Consider the following 24,090-nt stretch of genomic DNA (forward strand, 5'->3'; position numbering starts at 1 on the left):
AACTTCATTGGGGCATGGTCACTTTGAAATAAGGATTTTCTACATGCTGTTCAAACACGATACGCTTCATATCTTCTACACGATCGGGATATCGGGCTGCCAAATCACAATCTTCATGAATATCATCGACCAAATTATACAAATGACATTTACCCTTCTCAACAAATAACTTCCAATCGCCTTGCCGAACTGCAATTTGATCGGTCTCGCAAAACTCCCAATAAAGAAACTCATGATTCTTTTGATGTTTGTCTTTACCCAGCAAGGTAGGTTTGAATGAAAGTCCATCGAAATAGTCTTTCCTATTCTCTCCATATCGCTCGATATGATTCACCCCTATCAAGTCGCAGAAAGTAGGCAATATATCATAAAACGCCAACTGGTGGTCATTGACAGCTACTGGGACATGACCGGGCCAACGAACGATAAAAGGAATACGTATACCTCCCTCATGGCAAGAACGCTTAATTCCTTTCAGTTTCCCATCTCGTCCAAAAAATCCGGGGTCGGCTCCCCCTTCTTCGTGAGGGCCGTTATCCGATGAAAAAATAACGATAGTATTCTCATCAAGCCCTTTCTCTTTCAATTTTTTCAAAATCTCACCTACATAATTATCTAATCGAGCAATCATTGCCGCAAACTGTGCATGGGTATGAGTCACGGGATTATAGCGCCCACCATAACTGCCATTAAACACACCGGTTTCCCCCAACCGTTCTCGATAGTAATTTAGAAGAGAATCTTCCGGCTGTACCAATTCGGCATGAGGTAATGTGTAAGTGAAAAAACCGAAGAAAGGTTTGTCTCCCGACTGACGATCCAACCAATCGATTGCAGCTTCGTGAATAAGATCGGCCGAATATTGAGGCCGTAAAGCATAACCGGCCCCCCACATGGGATATTTGATATTCTCTTCGAGCGTCACACGAATAGTCGCAGTGTCGCCCAACAGGGAACTATACCGATTCAAAAAGTTGGGATAATACAAGTGAGCCTGAAATTGACAGATATATCCAAAGAACTCATCGATACCACGCTTGTCCGGAGTAGAAACAGAGCCTTCATATCCCCCGGCCCATTTACCAAACATTCCCGTCGTATAACCGTTTTCTTTCATAATTTCAGGAAGAATAACACGATTGGGATCATAAGGGTGTTGGCCTACGATGGCATAGTCGGTATTAACTCCATAACGCACCTCGCCACTATCTCGCCAATACTCTTTATTTCCTCGTACTTCTCCGTGTCCGGTGTGCTGTCCGGTCATTATACAAGCCCGGGAAGGAGCGCTAACAGGGCTACCCGAATAAGCCTGAGTAAATCTCATACCCTCCGAAGCCATACGATCTATATTCGGAGTCTCGATATATTTCTGCCCATAACACCCTAAATCTCCATAACCCATATCGTCACATAAAATAAAAACGATATTGGGCTTATCACTTTTCTTTGCCGAAAATGCAGCGAAAACAGAGGCCAACATTCCGCCTCCAACAAATAATAACCGGCTATATTTCATTGATAATTACCTCGAAAATTTATAATATCTTATTCTTTTTCGGTTCAAATATAAGACGAAAGATTCGATTCCTAAAACATAAAACTTAAAAATAATTCGAGTACCGAATTATTGTATTCCCTATTTTTACTAATTTTGAACCGCTTACTAAATCTATCTTTGATACAATCATGAACCAATCTCTTTACACACCTTTCGACCGAATATTATATATCATGACCAAGCCGGTGGGGGCAATTTGCAATCTGGCCTGCACATATTGCTACTATACCGAAAAAGCAAAACTCTATCGGGACTCTCCCAAGCACATCATGAGCGAAAGCCTATTAGAGAAATTTATCAAAGAATATATCGAAAGTCAGGCAAACGACCATATTTTATTCACATGGCATGGTGGAGAAACCCTAATGAGACCGTTGGATTTCTACCAAAAAGTAGTACGACTTCAAGCTCAATACGGAAAAGGTCGAATTATCGATAACAGCATCCAAACCAACGGAACATTACTAACAGACAGCTGGTGTCGTTTTTTCAAAGAAAATAACTGGCTGGTCGGTATCAGTATAGACGGGCCACAAGAATTTCACGACGAATACCGATTGACCAAACAGGGAAGGCCCTCATTCGTAAATGTCATGCGAGGTATAAATCTGCTTAATAAACATGGCATCGAATGGAATGCTATGGCAGTAGTTAACGACTTTAATGGGGACTATCCCTTAGATTTCTACCATTTTTTCAAGGACATCAGCTGTAAATATATACAATTCACACCCATTGTCGAACGTATTCGGCAACATGAAGACGGGCGCATATTAGCCTCTCCCGATGAAGAATCAATAGACGGAGTAACAGACTTCTCCGTCTCTCCGGAGCAATGGGGCAACTTTCTTTGTACGATATTCGACGAATGGGTTCGAAATGATGTAGGAGAATACTACATACAATTATTCGATGCCACTCTTGCCAATTGGGCCGGTGTAACACCCGGAATATGCTCTATGGCCGAAACTTGCGGTCATGCCGGAGTTATGGAATTTAATGGAGATGTGTACAGTTGCGACCATTTTGTATTTCCTGAGTATAAATTGGGAAACATATACACCCAATCTTTAATCGAAATGATGAATAGTCCCCGACAAATTGCTTTCGGTCAAAACAAGCGCAATGCTCTGCCCCAACAATGTAAAGAGTGTGATTTTCTATTTGCCTGCCACGGAGAGTGCCCCAAAAACAGGTTTGTAAAAACGGCCACCGGAGAACCGGGATTAAATTATTTGTGCGCTGGTTATCACCGATTCTTTAAACACGCAGCTCCTTATATGGACTTCATGAAACACGAATTGGATAATCAACGCCCACCAGCCAATGTCATGCAATGGGTGAAACAAAATATCCCCGACAAATAGAAAAAGGCTTTATACCGAATCGGTATAAAGCCTTTTTCTCTCTTTCAATAAAATTATTCCATATAACAGAATACTTCATAGGCCGATTCGTTCCAACTCACAGGGCAGCCCTCTTCGCGAGATTCTGGAACAATGCGTATATTCAAAACCGATTTGTCGCGAGTAAGAGATTCCGGTATTTCAAACTCATCTTCAATCCAACGCTTGTACGGATTACTGTCCGCCAAATACCACACGCCGGCATCCTGTCCATCGACCCAAACTCTCGCACACTGTCTGGGAAGCTCCTGATCGCTGCATCGACGCAATCTTACTCCATGATTATTCGGTAATACTTTTACACGAAACGAACTCTCTCCGGTAAATTTATGAACCATAGCCGTAACTTCCACATCATCGGCATCACCTTCGAAACAAGAAGTCAGCATCTCCACAGACACATCTCCTTCTACTTTATATTTATGTCGTTTCAACGACTTCTTCGAGGCCATATCTATGCTATCGGTCTTAACTAAGGAAACTTTATCCTGCCCATAATAAAAAACAATACCCAAATGTTCGAGATACTGGTTATTGCTCTCACCAGACTCTATATTAAAATCCAATTGCGAATAAAATGGATAGCTATCGCCTAAACACAATCGTGTCATCGACCAGGGATTATCGCTCAACCCGTCATAACCGCCCGACGGATTGCACTCGGCCGGAGTCGGGAATCCCCACCCGTAGCAAATATAACTTTCCGAACCATCGCTCTCAACCTGCGGCGTCTTAATCCCATCTATATGTATTCTTACATCTCCTTCACAAGTAATAATATGAGGACGTTCCCCATAACAAGTCACATGAGCGGCAACCATTTTCCCGGTTCCTTTTATCGACGCGATGGGGCTATCCGCCCCCGGTGTATGTTTACGAGTATAATAGTCAGAAGAACGAAAGTAACCGCTATACTCTCTATCATAGCTATTCTCCCCTACTCCTACTTCAACAAAGCCCAAAGTAACGGTCTCTCCGCTCCTATTCTCCAACATTACATGGGCTCGTTCCCAAAACGGCATAGGGAAATAATTATAAAACCAACCGTCTGTCGTCGCTCCCATTAATAAATACCGGGTATTATTATATCCTAAGGAATTACCGAAAAAACAACCGATAGGACACAGAACATCTTCCCCTTCGTGATTATCCCACTTCACACGTATCCATACATCTTGCAATCTATCGGGATTCATACCGGCCATGTAAAGTTTCAACGAATTGATGACACCCCCCTCATGCACATCTATTATAGACAATGACTCCCCGGGTGCTAATTTCTTTTCCGACATACGAAACATTCTATCCTTACCAATCTTCGGATCGACTCCCGTTTGTTTCCACTGACGAACCAAAGAACTATAATCCTCCTTTCCAGTAAAAGTCTCTATCCCTTGCGCAGTGGGATAACTGTGATACACGACATGTCCCCAGCCACCTTGCCCTTTATCCCGGTGAGGTCCTTCGAGTTTAACGCTCGAAGTGATTCGGCAGCCATTACGAAACGGCATAGGAACAAAACTGCGAACTACCCGGATAGGGCCTCGTCCATTATCCAAAGGACCGATGTAACACGATGCTTGTGGTTCGGTAAAAGGATATTTCTCTCCGAACTCCGACAAACGAATAGTAAAACGAGGGGTCTCCTCACCATCAAAGTAAAATCGAAATACGGGTTCTTCCGAACTCAGATAACGATGTTGTACCATATTATAAATACAGCCGGCTCCCGCCACATCGAATATTACCCACTCTCTTTTCTTATCTTGATACAAGCTCCAATCCCAATCGGCATTACCACCTTTCTTATCGATACTGCCCTCGTACTTCACTTTCATTTCCCGATCCAATACTGGAAATCGAGCCACATCGGTCATGCGAGATAATCCATACGATTTTGAAGAAACAGTTTCGGAGTATGCATTTCCAGTCACGGAAAATGGGAATAAAGCAGTCACTGCAAGTAATCTTATAAAAGCTTTTCTTTTCATGGATAAAATTTTAAGATATTTTCGATGTACAAAAATACCTCTGTCTCTCAAATCAAGACAAATACTTTATTATCTATTCCTTATACTTTTATCCACAAAAAAGGCCGGGTATCGATATACCCGGCCTACACTTTCTCGAAATTTTAGATTTTATTCTTTCCTCACTAACAATACTACATTTTCTACATGGTGAGTATGAGGAAACATATCGACCGGCTGTACCCGCTCGACCTTGTATTTTGCATCTAACAAAGATAAATCGCGCGCCTGAGTGGCGGGATTACAACTTACATAAACGATACGTTCAGGAGAAGCGAACAATATAGTCTTAATCACATCGTCATGCATGCCGGCACGAGGCGGATCGGTAATGATGACTTCTGGACGACCATGCTCCTCTATAAAATCCTCGGTAAGAATGTCCTTCATATCGCCAGCATAAAACAAAGTATTATCCAACCCGTTTATACGGGCGTTTTCTTTGGCATCTTCTATCGCTTCGGGAACATACTCGATACCTACCACCTTACGGGATTGTCTTGCCACAAAATTGGCAATAGTACCCGTGCCAGTATATAGATCATAAACCAACTCGGTTCCCGTCAATCCGGCGAACTCTCTGGCAACCTTATATAACTCATAAGCCTGTTCGGAATTGGTTTGATAGAAAGACTTCGGTCCTATCTTGAATCGTAATCCTTCCATACTTTCCCAAATATAATCTCTTCCCCGGAACACACAAACTTCCTGATCGGCAATCGTGTCGTTTCGTTTTTGATTGACAATATAAAGCAAAGACGTAATCTCGGGGAACGTATCCGCTATATGTTGCATCATTCGTTCGATACGCACCATATCGGGTTCGAAAAATACGACTATGAGCATAACCTCTCCTGTCGAAGAGGTCCGGATAATAATATTCCGCATGAATCCTGTCTGCTCCCTCAAATCGAAAAACGGATAATGATTATCGATAGCATATTGTCTTATCGAGAGTCGAATGCGATTGGATATATCGTCCTGCAACCAACACTTTTTTATGTCGAGGACTTTGTCGAACATACCGGGTATATGAAATCCCAACGCATTACGACAGTCGAATTCCTGTTCCGTCTGCAACTGTTCATAAGTCAACCACGACTTATTGGAAAATGAAAATTCGAGCTTGTTTCTATAATATTGTTGCTTGGTCGAACCTTTTGTAGGTAAAATTTCCGGCAAAGGGATTTTACCTATGCGGGTAAGATTGTCTTCCACTTGCTGCCGTTTAAATTGTAACTGATAGTCATAAGCCACATGTTGCCATTTACACCCGCCGCAAACACCGAAATGCTCGCAAAAAGGATTTACCCGCAAAGAAGAATAAGCGTGAAATTTCACGATACGTGCCTCGGCATAATTATGCTTCTTACGTATCAATTGCAAATCCACTATATCTCCCGGTGCTGCAAAAGGGACGAATACTACCAAATCGTTCACTCGTGCCAAAGCCTTGCCTTCGGCTGCTACTCCGGTTATTTCTACCTGCTCCAACAAGGGTAGCTCTTTCTTTTTTCGTGCCAAAACAAAAAATTAATAAGTTACAAAGCCAAACAAAACAATACGAACCGAACATCTAAATAAATTCGGCTATGCAATTATGCAGAAAACCACAGGTTCCACATTCGGCAAAGATAAGTATTTTTCACGAAAGAGACAGGTAAAGCAAATAAATAGTGCACAGCGTTAAAATTTGTAGCAAAATATTTTTGTGGTTTGCACGAATCCTTTATTTTTGCGTATTGTTTCTATACAAGATTTTCCGAATGGGTCACAAAGTCGAATAAAGGAAACAATATTTATACAAAATATCATATACTTATTTATTTATGAAAAGAGTTTATACTTTTGGCAACGGTAAAGCAGAAGGCCGTGCCGACATGAAAAACCTGCTGGGCGGTAAAGGAGCCAACTTGGCGGAAATGAACTTAATTGGAGTTCCTGTTCCCCCCGGATTCACAATCACTACCGAAGTTTGTACCACATACACTCAGCAAGGGAAGGAAGCTGTTGTAAAAGAAATCAAAGGCGATGTAGAAAAGGCTATCGCTCATATCGAAAGCCTCACGGGCACGAAATTCGGAGATGCCTCGAATCCGCTATTGGTATCGGTTCGTTCGGGAGCTCGTGTTTCCATGCCCGGTATGATGGACACAGTATTGAACTTAGGTATGAACGACGACGCCGTAGAAGCCATTGCTAAAAAATCGGGAAATGCGCGGTTTGCATGGGATTCCTATCGCCGATTCGTACAGATGTACGGCGATGTCGTACTGGGTATGAAGCCTAAAACGAAAGAAGACATCGATCCATTCGAAGAAGTGATGGACAAAGTCAAAGAGGCCAAAGGTATAAAGAGTGATACCGAACTCCAAGTAGAAGACCTCAAAGAATTAGTAAAACTCTTTAAAGCCGCCGTTAAAGAAAATACGGGAAAAGATTTTCCCGCTTCTCCCTGGGAACAATTATGGGGTGCTATCTGTGCCGTATTCGACAGCTGGATGAACGAACGCGCCATTCTCTACCGTCGTATGAACCAGATTCCCGAAGAATGGGGTACTGCCGTAAACGTGCAAGCTATGGTATTCGGCAATATGGGAAATACCTCGGCTACCGGTGTAGCATTCACTCGTGACGCTGCTACCGGCGAAGATATCTTTAACGGAGAGTACCTCATCAATGCACAAGGAGAAGACGTAGTTGCCGGTGTACGCACCCCCCAACAAATCACACTCGAAGGATCTCGCCGCTGGGCTGCATTGCAAGGTATATCGGAAGAAGAACGTGCAACCAAATATCCTTCTCTCGAAGAGGCCATGCCCGAATGTGCAAAAGCACTTATCGAAACTCAACAAAAACTCGAAGACTACTTCAAAGATATGCAAGACCTCGAATTTACCATTCAAGATGGCAAATTGTGGTTATTGCAAACTCGTAACGGAAAGCGCACCGGAGCCGCTATGGTAAAAATTGCTATGGATATGCTCCGCGCAGGAATTATCGACGAAAAAACAGCCTTGAAACGCATGGAGGCTCAAAAACTCGATGAACTATTGCACCCCGTATTCGACAAGGATGCCATCAAACGCGTTAAAGTCGTAGCCAAAGGACTTCCTGCCTCGCCGGGGGCAGCAACCGGGCAAATCGTGTTCTTCGCCGACGACGCAGAGGCGTGGGCCGAAAAACGAAAAAAAGTAATCATGGTACGTATCGAAACCTCTCCCGAAGATTTGCGAGGCATGAGCGTGGCGCAAGGAATCCTTACTGCTCGTGGCGGTATGACTTCCCACGCAGCCGTAGTTGCCCGTGGTATGGGTAAATGCTGTGTATCGGGAGCCGGTGAAATAAAAGTCGATTATAAAGCCCGTACGGTAGAAATGGGTGGAAAAGTCTACAAAGAAGGCGATTGGATCTCTTTGAATGGTTCCACCGGAGATGTTTATGACGGACAAGTTCCTACCGTAGACGCTGATATGAGCGGGGATTTCGCAGCCATTATGAATTTGGCTGAAAAATATACCCGAGTAGACGTACGCACCAACGCAGATACTCCGCGCGATGCAGCGGTAGCCCGCAAATTCGGAGCAAAAGGTATCGGATTATGCCGTACAGAACACATGTTCTTCGAAGGCGACCGTATCAAAGCCATGCGCGAAATGATTCTGTCGAAAGACGAAGAGGGACGTCGCCACGCACTCGACAAGCTGTTGCCTATGCAACGCAGCGACTTCGAAGGAATATTCGAAGCTATGGACGGTCTGGGTGTAACCATTCGTCTGCTCGATCCTCCTCTACACGAATTCGTACCGCATCAATTGGCCACTCAAAAAGAATTGGCAGAAGAGATGGGTATGAGCATCGACGAAGTAAAATTAGCTTGCGATGCTTTGGAAGAATTTAACCCCATGTTGGGTCATCGCGGTTGCCGGTTAGGTTGTACCTATCCCGAAATAACCGAAATGCAGGCCCGAGCCATCATCGAAGCTGCTTTGAACGTAAAAGCAAAAGGTATCGACGTTCACCCCGAAATCATGGTTCCCCTTGTAGGTGTTGTAGAAGAATTGAGAATGCAAGCCGAAGTTATTCACCGTACCGCTGCACAAGTATTCGAAGAACGCGGCGACACGGTTGCCTACAAAGTAGGTACGATGATCGAGGTTCCCCGTGCAGCCGTTACAGCTGATCAAATTGCCGAAGTTGCCGACTTCTTCTCATTCGGCACGAACGACTTGACTCAAATGACGTTCGGCTATTCTCGTGATGATGCCGGTAAATTCTTAAAGATTTACAAAGAAAAAGGTATCCTCAAAACCGATCCGTTCGAAGTTCTCGACCAAAAAGGTGTAGGGCAACTCGTACGCATGGGCGTGGAAAAAGGCCGTTCCACCAAACCGTCGCTCAAAGTCGGTATTTGCGGTGAGCATGGTGGTGAACCTTCATCTGTGAAATTCTGTGCCAAACTCGGTATGAACTACGTATCTTGCAGTCCTTACCGTGTACCCATCGCACGTGTGGCTGCCGCCCAGGCTGCTATCGAAGATTAAAAAGTACTTTGATAACTCTATAAAAAAGGCTAACATTATCTGTTAGCCTTTTTTATATCCCCTCAATATCGACCCTTTCATACGATAATAAAAACACTGTAATCAAAAATTCATACCGAGAGAAGTTCAGTTCTCCTGTTTTTAAGTACCTTTGTTTCATCAAGTAAAACGGATCGAAATACAAACACGATGAAAAAAACACTACTCTTTATTAGCCTTTTAATCCTTTCCGTCTTATCAACACAAGCCACTCGGCCCAAATATGTATTCTATATCATCGGCGATGGAATGGGCATAAATCAAGTTAACGGTACTGAAATGTTTTACGGGGAACTGACCAGTAAGACAGGACCCTTACCGCTATTGTTTTCGAAATTCCCTTATACGACTTTTGTAAGCACATACTCTGCCAATCGAGGAGTAACAGACTCGGCAGCAGCTGGTACGGCATTGGCCTGCGGTGAAAAGACCAACAACAATACGATCGGTGTGGATGCAGACAGTCTACCTATATATAGTATAGCGGTGGCAGCACAAAAGAAAAACATACCTGTTGGAATTATTACCAGCGGAGAAATAGACGATGCCACTCCCGCCGCTTTTTTCGCTCACCAAATAAACCGTAATAACCGTTACGAAATAGGAGTCGATATGCTCGCCGCCGGATTTGATTTCTATGCAGGAGATAAATTTACACAACCGTCACCAGAAGGAAAAAAATCTCTATACGATATGATTCCAAAAGCCAACTATACATTGGCTCTCGGCATACAAGAATACAATCGCCAATCCCAGGTAGCCTCCAAAATGATTTTATTTCCCCAAAAAGACTTCCCTTACGCCATAGACCGTAAACCGGGAGATATTTGTTTAGCCGATCTCACCCGATGTGCAATAGACTTTCTGCAACAAAAAGGAAATGGTTTCTTTTTAATGATAGAGGGCTCCAAAATAGATTGGGCAGGACACTCCCGTGACGGAGCTACCAATTTCAGAGAAATAAAAGATTTGGAAGAATCGGTAAAATTGGCTTATGATTTTTATAGAAAGTATCCCGATGAAACCCTCATTATCGTTACAGCCGACCATGAAACCGGAGGCGTAGTATTAGGCAACGGAAATTACTCACTCAACCTGCAAGCACTCCAATATCAAACGATGAGTGGAATAGCGTTTACAAAAGAAATAGAAAATCTGCGTAAACAAAACACCGAAATTTCATGGGAAACCATACAAAAGGCCCTATCCCATGCCTTTGGCTTTTGGAGCAAGCTCGACTTATCCCCCGAACAAGAAGCACATCTTAAAAAAATTTACGAAGAAACTATACACAACCAACAAGGGGACTTAATAAAATCTCTATATGAAAACAATGAACCGATAGCCGAAGCCGCCAAAACGATTCTCAACGAAATAGCCGAAATCACATGGTCTTGCAGTTCTCACACAGCTGGTTATGTCCCGCTCTATGCGATCGGTTTAGGAGCAGAAAACTTTCAAGGGAAACTCGACAATACCGATGTACCCTTGCTAATAGCCCGAATTGCCGGCTACGAATAATACAAAGACTAAGAAAAGAAAGCCTATCTATATATAAGATTTTTTAGAAAAAACATTGTAAAATAAAATAAAGGAAATAACTTTGTCCCTTGTAATCGGTTTGCTTTTATCGCGTTCGATAAAGCAATGAAAAGGGAATCGGGTGTAAATCCCGGACAGACCCGCTGCTGTGTAGTTCGATAGATTTTAGACAAACAACTACAATGCCACTAATCCAATGTGATTGGGAAGGCGTCTAAAATAGAACAAGTCAGAAGACCTGCCGGTTACATAATAAAATTTATCTCTTCGTGGATTAGGAGATAAAGCGAATACTTTTCCGATAGAAATTTTTTGCGAAAGCAAAAAAATACACCATGTTATAGAAACACGCTTTTCTATAACGTAGTTTATATATATGTAAAATGATGCAGTTATGAGAAGAATGATTCCTTACAGTGTGGATATAACTGGGAATTTTGTTTATTCACCGCAATTAATCGAAGCACGCAAACAAGTTCAAGAAGGACTTCTAAATGCAGCACAATTACTGGAAATCGAAAATAAAGAAATCCAACACATTGTCGACACATGTAAACAGATAGGTTTAAAATGCGTTACCGATGGAGATTATAGATCAAACGGATATACGGATTTTTTTCATCATCTTCAAAACATTTCCAAGCACGAAACAGAACCAAACGATACGTCAGAAGAAAATGATAAATCCGTTATATGCGGGAAAATAGACTTCGACAATCATTTTTTATCGACGCCACCTGTCACAGAGCACTTTACCTATTTGACAGGAATTATCGGAGGCGACATGTATGCAAAAGCTCTACTACCGTCCCCAATGACTTTATTAGCTGAATTAATCCGTCCTGAGAACCGTCTTAATACAGGAAGATATTATCCCGACATCGAAGTGCTCTCCCATGATATTGCACAGACCTACCAAAAAGTAATTAGAGAATTTTACAATATGGGATGCCGATTCCTACAATTCAGCGACTATACTTGGAACTTAACGGGAGGCTGCGATATTCAACAAATATCCGAAGCAAATAATACCGACCTCGCATCTCTGTCCACCGTGCTTGCTCGTTTGACCGAACTCTGCTTAAACGACAAGCCCGACGATATGTGCATATCCTTACAATTCGACGAGAAATGGTGGAATACCCGAGATCGAGAGAAAATAGCAGAAGTACTACTCTCTACGCAAGCGAATGCCATAGCTTTCGACTTCGGTAATAGGGAAAATGAAAATATAGACTTTTCCATCTTGAAACATTGTCAAAGCAAAGACGTTATATTAGGACTTGTATCGACTTCAAGTAGCCAACCGATATCTACCAGCACTATCACTCATCATATCGAAAATGCTGCACGCCTTCTACCATTGGAGTCTCTTCATCTCAGTTGTCAAGGCAATTTCAGGAATTTATCGGGAAACAGTTCGATTTCAGAACAAGAAATGTGGAACAAAATAGCGACAATGAAAAATATTGCAAAAACCGTTTGGGGAGAATAAAACGGGCTTCCCGGTTTTTCTACCTTTATATATGCAAAAAGTCTACCCCCACGAATTTGCGATTGAATCGAAAATAGAGTATGGTTCGACATGAAAAACAAATATATTTGTTTTATCCTGCTCTTATCTTTCACTATCTTTGTACAGTATGCGAAAATAGGATGCGGTTCTGCATAATCAAGTCGGAAATGCAATTTCCACTTGCCTTTGCACTCACCTTTCACTATCTTTGCACGTCGAAAAATCAGTCAATACAACAAAGGTGAACAGTATACACGAAGAACTTAAAGCCGTATCGCAGTTCCTTTCGGAATATGCTACATGTCTCATGGCTTCGGGAGTACATACGTCGAGAATTGTACGCAATACAGCCCGTATAGCCGAATCGTTCGGTTTTGAAGCACACATGACCTTATTTCACAAAACAATCATAATGACTTTGCGGAATAAGGAAAATACCCATGTATACAGTATGGTAAACACAGCAAAAGCCGGCGCTATAAACTTCGAAATCAATTCCGATTTGAGCGCTCTCAGTTGGGAAGCCTATGATAACCATCTCCCTCTCGACCAGCTATGGGAAAAATATCATGCCATTACAAGCAAACCTCGATTAAATGCATGGCTGGTATGGGTATTAGTGGGATTCGCTAATGCATCTTTCTGCCGGTTATTCAGTGGAGACTGGATCGCCGTTGCAGCGGTTTTTGTTGCGACTCTTGTCGGATTTCGTCTCAAACAAGTATTAGGGAAACACCATATCAATCACTACTTTATATTTACAATATCGGCGTTTGTCGCTTCTTTAATAGCCTCGGTAACTATGTGGCAGCAATGGGGAAACACACCGGATATAGCTATCGGTGCTAGTGTACTCTATTTGATTCCCGGTGTTCCATTAATCAATGGGATTATCGACATTATCGAGGGGCATGTATTGGCAGGAACAGCACGACTCATCAATGCGTTTTTACTAATTATTTGTATTGCATTTGGAATGGCTATCACATTATTGATGATGGGAGGAAAACTATTATGACAGAATGGCAATTCATAGGTTCCGTCGCCGCCGATGCCATCGGTGCAGCCATAGCGGCAATCGGTTTTTCGGTTATATCCAATCCTCCTCGTCGAGTTATTCCGTGTACAGCCATACTCGCTGCTATCGGCCACAGCATACGATTCGTACTACTGCAATACGCCGGATTAGATTTAGCCTCTGCATCATTCATCGCAGCATTTTCTATCGGGCTTCTCAGCCATTTTTCTGCCTACAAGCTCTTCTGCCCGGCCACGGTACTCTACATACCGGCATTGTTACCGATGATACCGGGAATGTATGCCTATCGCACTGTATTTTCTCTTATCAAATTCCTTCAAAGCAGTAATAACGATAACGAAGCAATCCATTACCTTTTGGAGATTTTCAAAAACGGTATAACGACAGCCTCTGTTTTATTCGCATTAGCTGTCGGAGCAACTATACCTATATTCATTTTTTACAAACGAGCTTTCACGATGACGAGGGCCTCACGTCGAATCAAGAAATAAGCCGAAACATATTTTTTTTGTTATATTAATATCATACTTTATTAAAATAGTACTTTATTTATATAAGTACACGCCCGTATCTTTGTGGATAAATATTATTTATTAATTAAACCATGAAGACGGATATGAAAAAAACAATCCTCAGTACATTATGCTTCTTACTGGTTTCTTGCTTTATGTTTTTTACCGATGCAGGAACCAGAATTGTCGTATTAGGCTCATCGACAGCAGCCGGAGCAGGCGTCTCCGACTCCAATAGAGCTTGGGTAAATCAGTATCGCACCTACCTGCAATCGATAGACCCTACCAACACGGTTACCAATCTGGCCAAAGGTGGTTATACCACATGTGCAATCATGCCGACCGGAACCGATCCCTACGACACGGGAAACCATATTCTCGAAGTCGATACAGAAAGAAATATTACCAAAGCGCTCAGCCTGTCGCCGAACGCGATCATTATCAACATGCCCACCAACGATGTATCGAACGGTATTCCTGTCGCTACGCAAATGAAACATTTCGCCACTATCATAGATTTGGCGAAAGCTGCTGGTGTAAAAGTTTGGATTACCACTTCACAGCCCCATAATTTCGGGGAAAAGTATGATGGTCCATACAGCGAAGAACATCAACCCGACATTTGGAAGCAAGCAGCAAGAGATCAATTCAAAGAACTGACAGATAGCATATTGAATAAATATGGCGAATACGCACTCGACTTCTACACTCCCATAGCGACCGAAGACGGATATAGCTTTATACGCACCGAATACGATTCTGGTGACGGTGTGCATTTGAATGATGCCGCTCATGACATTTTATTTAATATCGTCAAAAATGCCAATATCCCCGAAATAGCAGGGAGTACCCCGGTAGAAATATCTACGACTCCCATCTATATTAACTTCGGTCCTGCCGAAGCCGGACTCGATAGCTGGAATAATGTTAACAACCAAGCCAGCGGATATAGAGTCGACATGCTGAATGATTCCACTGGAAACGCAACGACCGTTTCGATAGAAATTACTACCGGTTTTACCCATGCGGCCAACAACGGCAGTAACTCTGCTATTTGGGACATGAACACAGCCATTTCGACAAGTAATTTCAGTTCCAATGGAGAAAATCCCGTTTTGACAATATCTGGCTTAAACCCGACTGCAACTTATTCTTTCCAAACTTTCGGTTCTCGGGCAGGCGATGGAAATAGAGAAACAACCTATACCTATGCGGGAGAAAATAGCGGAAGTGCGACCATCGACGCAGCTTCCAACACTTCGTCGGTCGCTACCGTAAAGGGCATAAAACCCACGGCACAAGGAGTCGTTGTATTGACTATCGGTAAAAGCAGTAACAACACTTCGGGATTTTCCTATATCAACGCCATGCGAATAGTCGCTGAAAAAGGAGAACCTCAACCCGATGTACCCGAAGGGGTTATCCGAGTAGACGTTGCCGGGACTCTATCCTCTCTGCTTTCTGCCACAACCGATACGATCACAACACTTATTTTACAAGGCGATTTAAATAGCTCGGACATAAAAACAATTCGAGAACTTCCTTCTTTGAAATATCTCGATATGCTGAATAGTAAAATCGTGTCGGGTGGCGAAGCTTATTTAAACGGAATGAAAACCGTCGAAAATGTTTTTCCCAAAGAAATGTTCCTAAGCAATACAGTCATCGAAACCGTTATCTTACCGAAAGAAGCTGTTGAAGTCGCCTATCACGCATTTTTCGGTTGCTCTACTCTGAAAAAAGTCGTTCTACCGGAAACTGTACGTCGATTCGGGAACGATGTTTTCAGCGGGTGTACAAACTTAGAAGAAATAAATATGCCGGCCATCGCCGAATCTTTGGGAACCGGTGTATTTTATAACTGTAAGAAACTAACCTCTATCAGCATTCCCGAAGGGATAACAATCCTCCCCGGAGGTACATTCTACGGCTGTTCCACTTTGGAAAGTGTTACCCTACCCAGCACCCTTGAAAAAATAGACGGAGATTGGATTTTCGCGAACTGTCATGCGTTGAAAGCTATTGCTTTCCCCAAAACCATTCAATCGATTTCACCGGGGACATTTTACGACTGCCGCTCTTTGTCGACAATCGAATGTAAATCGCTCACTCCACCGGTTACAGCTACCGGTAACGGCGACTCCCCTTTTACCGGAGCTTTCAAACCTGAAAACTGTACACTCAAAGTTCCTTTTACGTCGATCTCGGTTTATAAAGAATCTAGCATTTATGGGATCATGAACACAATCGTTCCTTTGGCGAATATCACAGCCGACAATGAGGAAGTTTCACCGGAGACTACCGATCTATTAGCGACAGCTAAAAAGATAACCATATCGGGGTCAACACCTGATGCTCTGGAAATACAAGCGTTATTTGCTTCGAACGAAAAAGTCACATCTATCGATATGACCGGAGTTATCGAATATTTCGAAGTCCCCGTTGCAGCAAATCCCAACTGCTTGGTCTATGCACCGGCTTCTGCCCAAGTCGAAAATAACAACGTAGTTATTAATGGAACCGCTAAAAAAATCGTGTTGACCGATGCAATGCCTTTCGAAGCCCCCACTGCATTTCATGCCGATGCCATCAGTTATACCCGCACGATCGAAGAAAGTCTGACGACAAATGCACAAGAGACAACCGGCTGGCGAGGGATTGTTTTACCCTTCGATGTTTCGACAATCCAAGCTCGAAATAAAGCGGGAGAACAAGTAGAACTCAGTGCTTATAATGCAGAAGGTGAATACGATACTTCCAAGAATCCGTTCTGGCTCAGAGAACTTACAACCGAAGGTTTTGCAGCTACACAAACATTCTCTGCCAATACTCCGTATATCATTTGTTTCCCGAATTCTTCCGAGTTAGACGAACACATCAACATCATCGGAGACGTTACATTCAGTGCTTCTAATGCCGAGATTACAGCAACTCCGGTATTTAATGCCGTCGAAGGAAAAGATTTTGACATGATAGCAACTTTGCAAACCGTATCGGCTACCGAGGGAATATATGCAATCAATAATACCGGAAGTTCATTTGTTAACAACAGCCGCGATATCGCTCCTTTTGAATGTTATGTTATATGTAAACAAGGGAGTACGGATGCTCCCGATTCCTTCGATTTACCGGCCAAACTGCCTACTGCAATCGACAACGAAACCGTAACCGGTTCAAAAATCTACACCGCCGACGGGAATCTGGTTATCATCTCGAATGAACCCACCGAAATAGCTGTGTATAACATAACCGGACAAATGGTTCTCATGCAAAAAGTAGAAGCCGGAAAAACCATTGTTAACGACATTCCTCACGGAGTTTATATCGTAAACGGTCAAAAGATCATTTTATAATCAATTCTCCAATTTAGATTTTTGTTTTCACAGCGAATTGCTCGGAGCCACATGGCTCTGAGCAATTTTTTTGTATTGAGATTCTGTACTTCACTTCCTATTTGCTTATATCATTTCTTTTACCCCCTTCGTCACTACGTAACACCTCCCCTATTTGAGGCAGAGTATTTCCTCTTCTCCTATGTGTTGTATAATGATATATTTTCTTCCCAACCGCGGGAAGGACAAACGACTCAGTAGAAATTTAGTGGGAATAGACCTGAATTTTAATGAATGAAATGGATTGTATTTCTCCTTCTCCCCCCGCTTCGATTCTTCATCGAAGATAGAGGATTGGAAAGATTCCATAAATTTTTTGACTGTAAAGATTAATCCTTTTACTCTGAGAGGACTTCCCCAAACACCCCGTAATGCTACGGAGCAAGACAGGAGAAAAGAGCTGTGGGACTCACCATGTTCAAACAAAACCTCGCCCTATTTCTTCCGCCGGCAAGTGCCCTCTCGACCCTATTAAAAGCGTTTTTCCTTAGCGGGTGTACCTTACTTTACCTTTTCTTACTCCCTCTCCTCCAACCTATATGAACTTCACTATATTGCTCCGCGACACAGCAGAGGAGACTTTAATCCTCTCGCCTGCGACACAAAAAAAGAGGGAGCAGCATACAGCCGCCCCCACTTCATAAACACACTATCTATTCCACCTATTAGAATACAGCAACTTTTGTACGATTAACAATATAAATACCTTTGGGTACTTCTACCGTATGACGACCGCTCGACAACATTTGCGAAGAAACGATTCTTCCATCTACACTATACACAGTCACCTGCATATCTTTTTGCAAATCTACATTGATACAACCATTGGCTCCGTAAACTTTCACATCATCGGTTACCACCTCCGAAACAGCACCAGTCGAAGAGCTGGGGATCAAGACCAAATTGTCATACAAATACGATAAGTCGGACTTCATCAAACGAAGATACATGGTTCTGACAGATTTAGCCTCATCGGTAATCATAGCCGGATCAATTTTCAATTCTACGTCCAACCACTCGCCCGGAGTATAATCGCCGATACCAGCGCCTTCTTGTCCGGTACTTGCATCAACCGTATAACCAAACTTGATGTGTGAGCCACCATCGGTACGAACACCCATCTCAATAGGACACCACTCGAAGCCACTTTCCAAAAAGCAGACTTGCAACTTGATTCCAGAATAATCATTCCACGTTTTACCAGCAGGAAGAGCCTCTGTAAACGTAACGGGAGAACATTCGCCTCCATTCACCTTTAAAGCCTTCGATGACGTATTGATACCGGTCGTGTAAGGATTCTCGGCCACTTCGCAAGACCCCGACCACGGCATTCCACAACGAGGAGTCGTACCTAAATCCATAGTCTCGAAAGTAAAGATAGTATTGGGATCGGCAACTTGTTCTTTCTCGATTAAACGAATATTATCAATGGCATAATTGAACGCTTGACGCCCCACCTTAATCAACAAACTTGTACTAGCATGATTACCGTCCAAATAAGTAGCCAAAATTGTTTCATCAAAATTGAAATCGAGCGACATCCAAGTATTATACGTAGCGTCTCCCCATGAATTCTGAGCTACTTGAAAAGTTTTCTCTTGGGTATCATTATCAACCAATCCTAATTCATTACCGACCCATGTGATATTTTCCGACCCTTCCAACACAGCAAGTTGTAAACGAACACCTGTATAATCGGCCAATGTCTTTCCTTCCGGCAAGTTCAATGGAATAGCCACATTGGCAAATTCGGTACTGACTACTTTCAACACTTTTGTCGACGAGTTATCGCTCGACGAACAAGGATTGTCTATTAACTCGGCTGTACCGCCCCATGCAGCATTCGCACCATTCAACCCAGACTCAAAATCGTTTACCATATAGGTTTGAGCCTGCATACCTACTGCTATACAAGCAGCACACAAAAGAGATAATGTTTTTTTCATGTTATCTACTATTTAAGTTAAACATTTTTATATCCATAGAATTACAGTTCTATTTCATATGTAAAATTAAAATAAACATTCGACGTAACAGAATTATAAAAAAGAAAAGTGTAGTACTCTTTTATCTAAGACTAATACTATATTATCATTTTTAACAATTATATTTATTACAAGATAACAAGCTGTTAATTAACGACAATTTTTATATGTTCCACCATATAAAATCCCGGTAAAAGAGTTAAATAAACAGGCGAATTTGGCAATACCGATACTTTATGTACCAATACTCCCGATAGATTCCACACACTTACTTCACAAGGCTTTTCACTCTTCAATGTAATCTCCCTACCCATACAGGAAACTTTCAATCCGCTTCCCGATATATCCGCACGTTCTTCGATTCCAGATTCATTTCCGGCAGTAACCGTATATTTTTCCAAAACAGACATCTGCGGACGATCCACGGTATAATTATTAGAAGGCTGTACAGCCAATTTATAATCACCCCAACGAGGGCCTGCCGACCAATAGGTTCCCGGCACACCGTTATCCCGCAAATAGATCAACAGATTTTCCAGTGTCTCCAACCAACGAGGATCATCGTCGGGAACTCCATATTCACCCAACAACCCTCGCTTATTATATCGCTTCAACCACTCCACGAAATACTTTGCACGCTCAACACCCGTATTAGCCGTAACACCATCGGCATCATAAGAATTTAAATATTGACCGGAATAATCCTTATCAAAATAAAGATGTGCCTGAAATATGAGATTATCCGACGGATCTACCAATGTCCTAAGATTATCGCTATACTCGACCCAAAAACGTGCAGAACTGAATGAATCGCCGCATACGATAATAGGAGTTTCCGTATCTACTTCTCGAATAGCATCGATAACTACCTGAGCTATATTCACCCAGGGAGCCGAAGGATGCATAGAATAAGGCTCGTTCATAATATCGTATCCCCAAATATTATTATAATCCTTGAACTCCTGCGCCAATTTTCTCCACACATCGGCCAAATGTTCGGCAGTAAGGTTGGACGACTCCCCTATTAACGTATAGGTTTTCCCACCATCGAACGAATAACGAGCAAAGTTATGTAGATCGAGAATTACAGGCATACCTCTATTCTCGGCAGCCTGAACAAAAGTTTTCATTTTAGACAACTCCGTTGCATCCAAAGGTCCGTTCATTACACGTTGGATACGTTCCCAACGAAATGGAAAACGGATAAGGTTCAATCCCTTCCCCTTAAAATAATCGAGGTCCTTATACGTTGGATACCCATAATGAGTACCATCTACCCCGGGATAAATACCGCCGAACTCTGCCCCCGATAAATTCACTCCAAAATAATTTTGAGTTCCGTCCCCTACATACTCTGCCTTTTCAATCAGCTCGATATTGTCTATAATATAGATAAATTTCTGACGCCCTACTTTCATCAATAAGCTCAACTCATCTGTATGTTCACCGGCAAGCCAAGCCGAAAGAATCGTTTCGTCCAACCAGAATTCAAGCGTTATCCATGTATTTAACTCACCGGTTTGCCAAGAAGCCGAACCCGGCCAGCATTTATTTCCCACATTATCTTGTACACCCAAATCACACCCTACCCAATGTATATTCTCGCCACACGCATCGATAACAGCCAATTGTAACCGCACACCCATATAGTCCGTCAAAACCTTACCATTAGGCAAGGTAAACGGAATCGAAGTCGCTGCAAATTCACTGCTACTTACCTTCAAAACCTTCGACGAAGAATTATTTACATCTTTCAAAGGATTATCAATCCATTCGCAAACCCCGCCCCATGCATTACCGGCTCCACCGAGCCCCGATTCAAAATCATTGACTAAAAACTTATCATTAGCACTTGCAATCAATACGAAAAATAAGAATACAGATGATAGCAATTTTCTCATGGTATATTCCTTTCTACTAAAACTTTTACAAAGGAAGTTTTTGATTCAGGCAAATACTACATCTTTTTTATCCTATACTGACACTTTAACCAATCGACCCTCAAATAATAAAGAAGGTGCACCGCTAAGCGGCACACCTTCTTTGTCTTTTTTATTATTCTTATTATTCCAGACAAACAGCACTCTCTATCGGATATGAAGTTTTATCTTTCAACCCGCTCAAAAAAGACAAAAAATCTTTTATACGAGCAATCATATTGTTTACTCCCAACGAGCTACGCCCGACCTGTACTACACCAGACATTCTATGTGTTGCATCGACAAGAGGCTGTATCTCTTCCGGCGATAAACACTGGGATATCTCGATATAAATATTTTTATCATACTCACAAGCCTTCAAAAAGAACTTGTCTTGTTCCTCTTTCGATACAGCGATAAGTACAATATCCAAATCTCTCCGGTCTAGCATTTTGCAATAATCATTATATAACAAAGGAGCCTTATCTTGAATCGATGTAATTTCTCTTTCCGCACTCTCTGCCAAAGTAGTCTTTTCGTCGAATACAGCCACACATCTAGCTTCACCGGTTGATATAAAAGTCTTCAAAACATTTACACCGATGGAATCGCAACCCACTAACCCGATATTGTAAATCGCCATAGGAGAAATATCATCTATACCTTGCGCCCGAAGCGAAACATTACCCGTTAAAAGCAAAAGCAAACAACAGAAACTTTTATACCCCATAATACCGTATAAATTTATCTGATCAAATCATAAACGGCTTGAAGAATATCTCGACGAGATTTCCCTTTAAATTTTTCTATCGTTATACCCGACATCGTGCTCCAAGATTTAGCCGTATCCCTATCCATAGGTCCGTCCAAATCGGCGACCCAATCGGTTATATACCCTCGAAGTCCCATATATTGAACCATCTCGAAATCTGGACTATCGACGGTTATATCCTTAAAATACATTAAGGTAGTTTTTTCTTTTAGCAACTCCGCTTGAATATCCTCTATATCGAGCTCTTTCACCGATTTATTCTGCTCAATCGCAAGAGCGGCAGCTATACCCGCAGCCTGTCCCAATGCCATCCAACAAGGCTCCATACGCAAAGTAGAAAAGCCTACATGAGTAGCAGAAGCAGGTACTGGAATCAACAAATTATTGACTTTTTTCGGCAGAATCACGCCAAAAGGAACCGTATAGACCGACGCTTGATAGTTAAAGAATCCGTCCAAAGCAATCTTACCTTTCTCCCGTTTATGAACAGCATGTGAATCAAGAGCATAATGACTAGCAGTAATGCTATTGCTATACAAAGGGGGACGTTTCCCTTTCGCCACGGGATAAGCATCATTCGCTGTAAAAAAATGTTCTCCATGTAAACGACGCCCCTCTCTCACATAAACTTGTCTCGGGAAATTGCCATTATCGATATACTCGTCTTTTGCCAGTCCCCATTCTCTAACATTATCTCGAAAAGCTTTCGGAAGTGCTTCATCATTTTGGGCAAACCACAATAATCCTAACGTATACTCTTTCAATCTTTGAGCAAATCTATCTCGCCATTGCCAATTTTCTTCGGGCCATTGCCAATTTTCTTCGGGTAAATCTGTCGAGATTAGAGCTAAATGCTGGTTATTTGCATCCGTTTTTCCGTTAGGTAAATCAACCATATTCGTAATTTTCGCTATTCCCCAAGGATCGCCCGGTATTTGTGTAGTTCCTCCATTTTCGATATGTCTTCGGTTAGCTACCTGCATCTCAGGAGTAACACTCAACATCTCTACTCCGGCGAATGTACCTGTATAAACGTCCTCTACCAAAGAAAGGTATTCCTTACGATTATATCTCTTAGGCTTCTCTGGCAAAATACGATTAGATGGATCATTCGTCAAACAAAGGCGATAATTATATGCCTGAATATTTCCATCGCCTTCATTAGTCGTTCCTTCTAATTCAGGGCCCAACCACAATTTATAAAGACGCCCTGCTCCTATTTCATTATATTCGTCCTTACCTTCGCGGCCTATCGAATACGGAACTCCTGCCGCTGCTCCTAAATCACCTTCATAAGTCGCATCTATAAACACTTTACCACTATACTGTTCCCATTTCTTGGTATCCCTGTTGTATATTCTGATACATTGAATCTCAGCACCGTCCATCGCAACATTCTTCGTTTCGGAATCGAATTGGCGCATGGTCAAAACAGTAATATTCTTTCTCTCCGGTTCAAGCATCTTTTCAAAAACCAAAGCCGCTACATGAGGCTCAAAATGATACCCATCGCTACAAACCTTCACCTGTTCGGAGTCTTTCCCGTATTTTTCTATATAATAATCCAGTACATGATTCACAAACTCTCGGAACAAACCGGTAGTAGCTCCCCGCGTCGCAATATCGGTAGCCCCCAATCCATTAGCGGGAAGCCCTCCAATATGTGCCGAACGTTCTAAAACCACCACTTTTTTCCCTTCTCTCGATGCTGCGATAGCAGACATAATTCCCCCCGGAGTTCCACCTACCACGACCACATCGTAATAATTGTTTTGGGCAAACAAGATAATCGGAAAGAATATAAACAAAATTTTCAACAGTACCTTTTTCATT

General features: G+C 42.3%; 13 protein-coding genes, 1 pseudogene and 1 riboswitch. Of the genes and pseudogenes, 7 read left to right on the forward strand and 7 right to left on the reverse strand.

Annotated features, from left to right (window positions below; genetic code table 11):
* Positions 1-4: 4 nt before the first annotated feature.
* Positions 5-1,483: an arylsulfatase gene (locus HMPREF9448_RS08435; protein WP_373114751.1), complete on the reverse strand. Its 1,479-nt coding sequence runs from the start codon at positions 1,481-1,483 to the stop codon at positions 5-7.
* 206 nt (positions 1,484-1,689) lie between these two features.
* On the opposite strand from HMPREF9448_RS08435, the gene HMPREF9448_RS08440 reads away from it, so the two are divergent.
* Complete coding sequence (locus tag HMPREF9448_RS08440; RefSeq protein WP_008862184.1) at positions 1,690-2,928, forward strand: anaerobic sulfatase-maturation protein; 1,239 nt, start codon at positions 1,690-1,692, stop codon at positions 2,926-2,928.
* Between the two features lie 53 nt (positions 2,929-2,981).
* On the opposite strand, the gene HMPREF9448_RS08445 is transcribed toward HMPREF9448_RS08440, so the two are convergent.
* Both HMPREF9448_RS08445 and rlmD read right to left on the reverse strand, forming a co-directional pair.
* Complete coding sequence (locus HMPREF9448_RS08445; RefSeq protein ID WP_083855856.1) at positions 2,982-4,958, reverse strand: DUF2961 domain-containing protein; 1,977 nt, start codon at positions 4,956-4,958, stop codon at positions 2,982-2,984.
* Positions 4,959-5,108: 150 nt separating this feature from the next.
* Positions 5,109-6,521, reverse strand: a complete 1,413-nt coding sequence (gene rlmD / locus HMPREF9448_RS08450; protein ID WP_040296042.1) for a 23S rRNA (uracil(1939)-C(5))-methyltransferase RlmD — start codon at positions 6,519-6,521, stop codon at positions 5,109-5,111.
* Positions 6,522-6,826: 305 nt separating this feature from the next.
* On the opposite strand from rlmD, the gene ppdK reads away from it, so the two are divergent.
* From ppdK to HMPREF9448_RS08480, 6 genes are all read left to right on the forward strand, one after another.
* Positions 6,827-9,541 carry a pyruvate, phosphate dikinase gene (gene ppdK / locus HMPREF9448_RS08455; RefSeq protein ID WP_008862187.1) on the forward strand — a complete coding sequence of 905 codons (2,715 nt, stop codon included), beginning with the start codon at positions 6,827-6,829 and terminating at the stop codon, positions 9,539-9,541.
* Between the two features lie 189 nt (positions 9,542-9,730).
* Positions 9,731-11,101, forward strand: a complete 1,371-nt coding sequence (locus tag HMPREF9448_RS08460) for an alkaline phosphatase (RefSeq protein WP_008862188.1) — start codon at positions 9,731-9,733, stop codon at positions 11,099-11,101.
* Between the two features lie 79 nt (positions 11,102-11,180).
* A riboswitch (cobalamin riboswitch) is annotated at positions 11,181-11,382 on the forward strand.
* A 134-nt stretch (positions 11,383-11,516) separates the two neighbouring features.
* Positions 11,517-12,617, forward strand: coding sequence for a uroporphyrinogen decarboxylase/cobalamine-independent methonine synthase family protein (locus HMPREF9448_RS08465; RefSeq protein WP_008862189.1), 1,101 nt, complete (start codon positions 11,517-11,519; stop codon positions 12,615-12,617).
* 262 nt (positions 12,618-12,879) lie between these two features.
* Entirely contained in the window at positions 12,880-13,656 is a 777-nt protein-coding gene (locus HMPREF9448_RS08470) for a threonine/serine exporter family protein (protein WP_008862190.1), read from the forward strand.
* A complete protein-coding gene (locus HMPREF9448_RS08475) occupies positions 13,653-14,168 on the forward strand; it encodes a threonine/serine exporter family protein (RefSeq protein WP_008862191.1) in 516 nt (171 codons plus the stop codon). Before HMPREF9448_RS08470 ends, HMPREF9448_RS08475 begins: the two co-directional genes overlap by 4 nt.
* A gap of 125 nt (positions 14,169-14,293) precedes the next feature.
* Positions 14,294-17,542, forward strand: coding sequence for a leucine-rich repeat protein (locus HMPREF9448_RS08480; RefSeq protein WP_008862192.1), 3,249 nt, complete (start codon positions 14,294-14,296; stop codon positions 17,540-17,542).
* 704 nt (positions 17,543-18,246) lie between these two features.
* On the opposite strand, the gene HMPREF9448_RS14220 is transcribed toward HMPREF9448_RS08480, so the two are convergent.
* The 4 genes and pseudogenes from HMPREF9448_RS14220 to HMPREF9448_RS08505 form a co-directional block, all read right to left on the reverse strand.
* Positions 18,247-19,527, reverse strand: a complete 1,281-nt coding sequence (locus tag HMPREF9448_RS14220; RefSeq protein WP_008862194.1) for a DUF6383 domain-containing protein — start codon at positions 19,525-19,527, stop codon at positions 18,247-18,249.
* A 419-nt stretch (positions 19,528-19,946) separates the two neighbouring features.
* A pseudogene (locus tag HMPREF9448_RS15010) lies at positions 19,947-20,894 on the reverse strand (glycoside hydrolase family 5 protein); the annotation flags it as partial.
* A gap of 736 nt (positions 20,895-21,630) precedes the next feature.
* On the reverse strand, positions 21,631-22,215 hold the full coding sequence (locus HMPREF9448_RS08500; protein WP_008862196.1) for a Gfo/Idh/MocA family oxidoreductase: 585 nt from the start codon (positions 22,213-22,215) through the stop codon (positions 21,631-21,633).
* A gap of 14 nt (positions 22,216-22,229) precedes the next feature.
* Positions 22,230-24,089 (reverse strand): FAD-dependent oxidoreductase, encoded by a 1,860-nt coding sequence (locus HMPREF9448_RS08505; RefSeq protein ID WP_040296046.1) that lies wholly within the window; start codon positions 24,087-24,089, stop codon positions 22,230-22,232.
* Position 24,090 lies beyond the last annotated feature (1 nt).

This window comes from Barnesiella intestinihominis YIT 11860, assembly GCF_000296465.1.
Taxonomy (GTDB): Bacteria; Bacteroidota; Bacteroidia; order Bacteroidales; family Barnesiellaceae; genus Barnesiella; species Barnesiella intestinihominis.

Excerpts from the sequence above, each read along its gene's own strand:
- HMPREF9448_RS08445 (WP_083855856.1), bottom strand. The coding sequence starts at position 4,958 with ATGAAAAGAAAAGCTTTTATAAGATTACTTGCAGTGACTGCTTTATTC.
- HMPREF9448_RS08475 (WP_008862191.1), top strand. The coding sequence starts at position 13,653 with ATGACAGAATGGCAATTCATAGGTTCCGTCGCCGCCGATGCCATCGGT.
- HMPREF9448_RS08460 (WP_008862188.1), top strand. The coding sequence starts at position 9,731 with ATGAAAAAAACACTACTCTTTATTAGCCTTTTAATCCTTTCCGTCTTA.
- HMPREF9448_RS14220 (WP_008862194.1), bottom strand. The coding sequence starts at position 19,527 with ATGAAAAAAACATTATCTCTTTTGTGTGCTGCTTGTATAGCAGTAGGT.
- HMPREF9448_RS08480 (WP_008862192.1), top strand. The coding sequence starts at position 14,294 with ATGAAAAAAACAATCCTCAGTACATTATGCTTCTTACTGGTTTCTTGC.
- ppdK (WP_008862187.1), top strand. The coding sequence starts at position 6,827 with ATGAAAAGAGTTTATACTTTTGGCAACGGTAAAGCAGAAGGCCGTGCC.
- HMPREF9448_RS08465 (WP_008862189.1), top strand. The coding sequence starts at position 11,517 with ATGAGAAGAATGATTCCTTACAGTGTGGATATAACTGGGAATTTTGTT.
- HMPREF9448_RS08505 (WP_040296046.1), bottom strand. The coding sequence starts at position 24,089 with ATGAAAAAGGTACTGTTGAAAATTTTGTTTATATTCTTTCCGATTATC.
- HMPREF9448_RS08500 (WP_008862196.1), bottom strand. The coding sequence starts at position 22,215 with ATGGGGTATAAAAGTTTCTGTTGTTTGCTTTTGCTTTTAACGGGTAAT.
- HMPREF9448_RS08435 (WP_373114751.1), bottom strand. The coding sequence starts at position 1,483 with ATGTTGGCCTCTGTTTTCGCTGCATTTTCGGCAAAGAAAAGTGATAAG.
- HMPREF9448_RS08440 (WP_008862184.1), top strand. The coding sequence starts at position 1,690 with ATGAACCAATCTCTTTACACACCTTTCGACCGAATATTATATATCATG.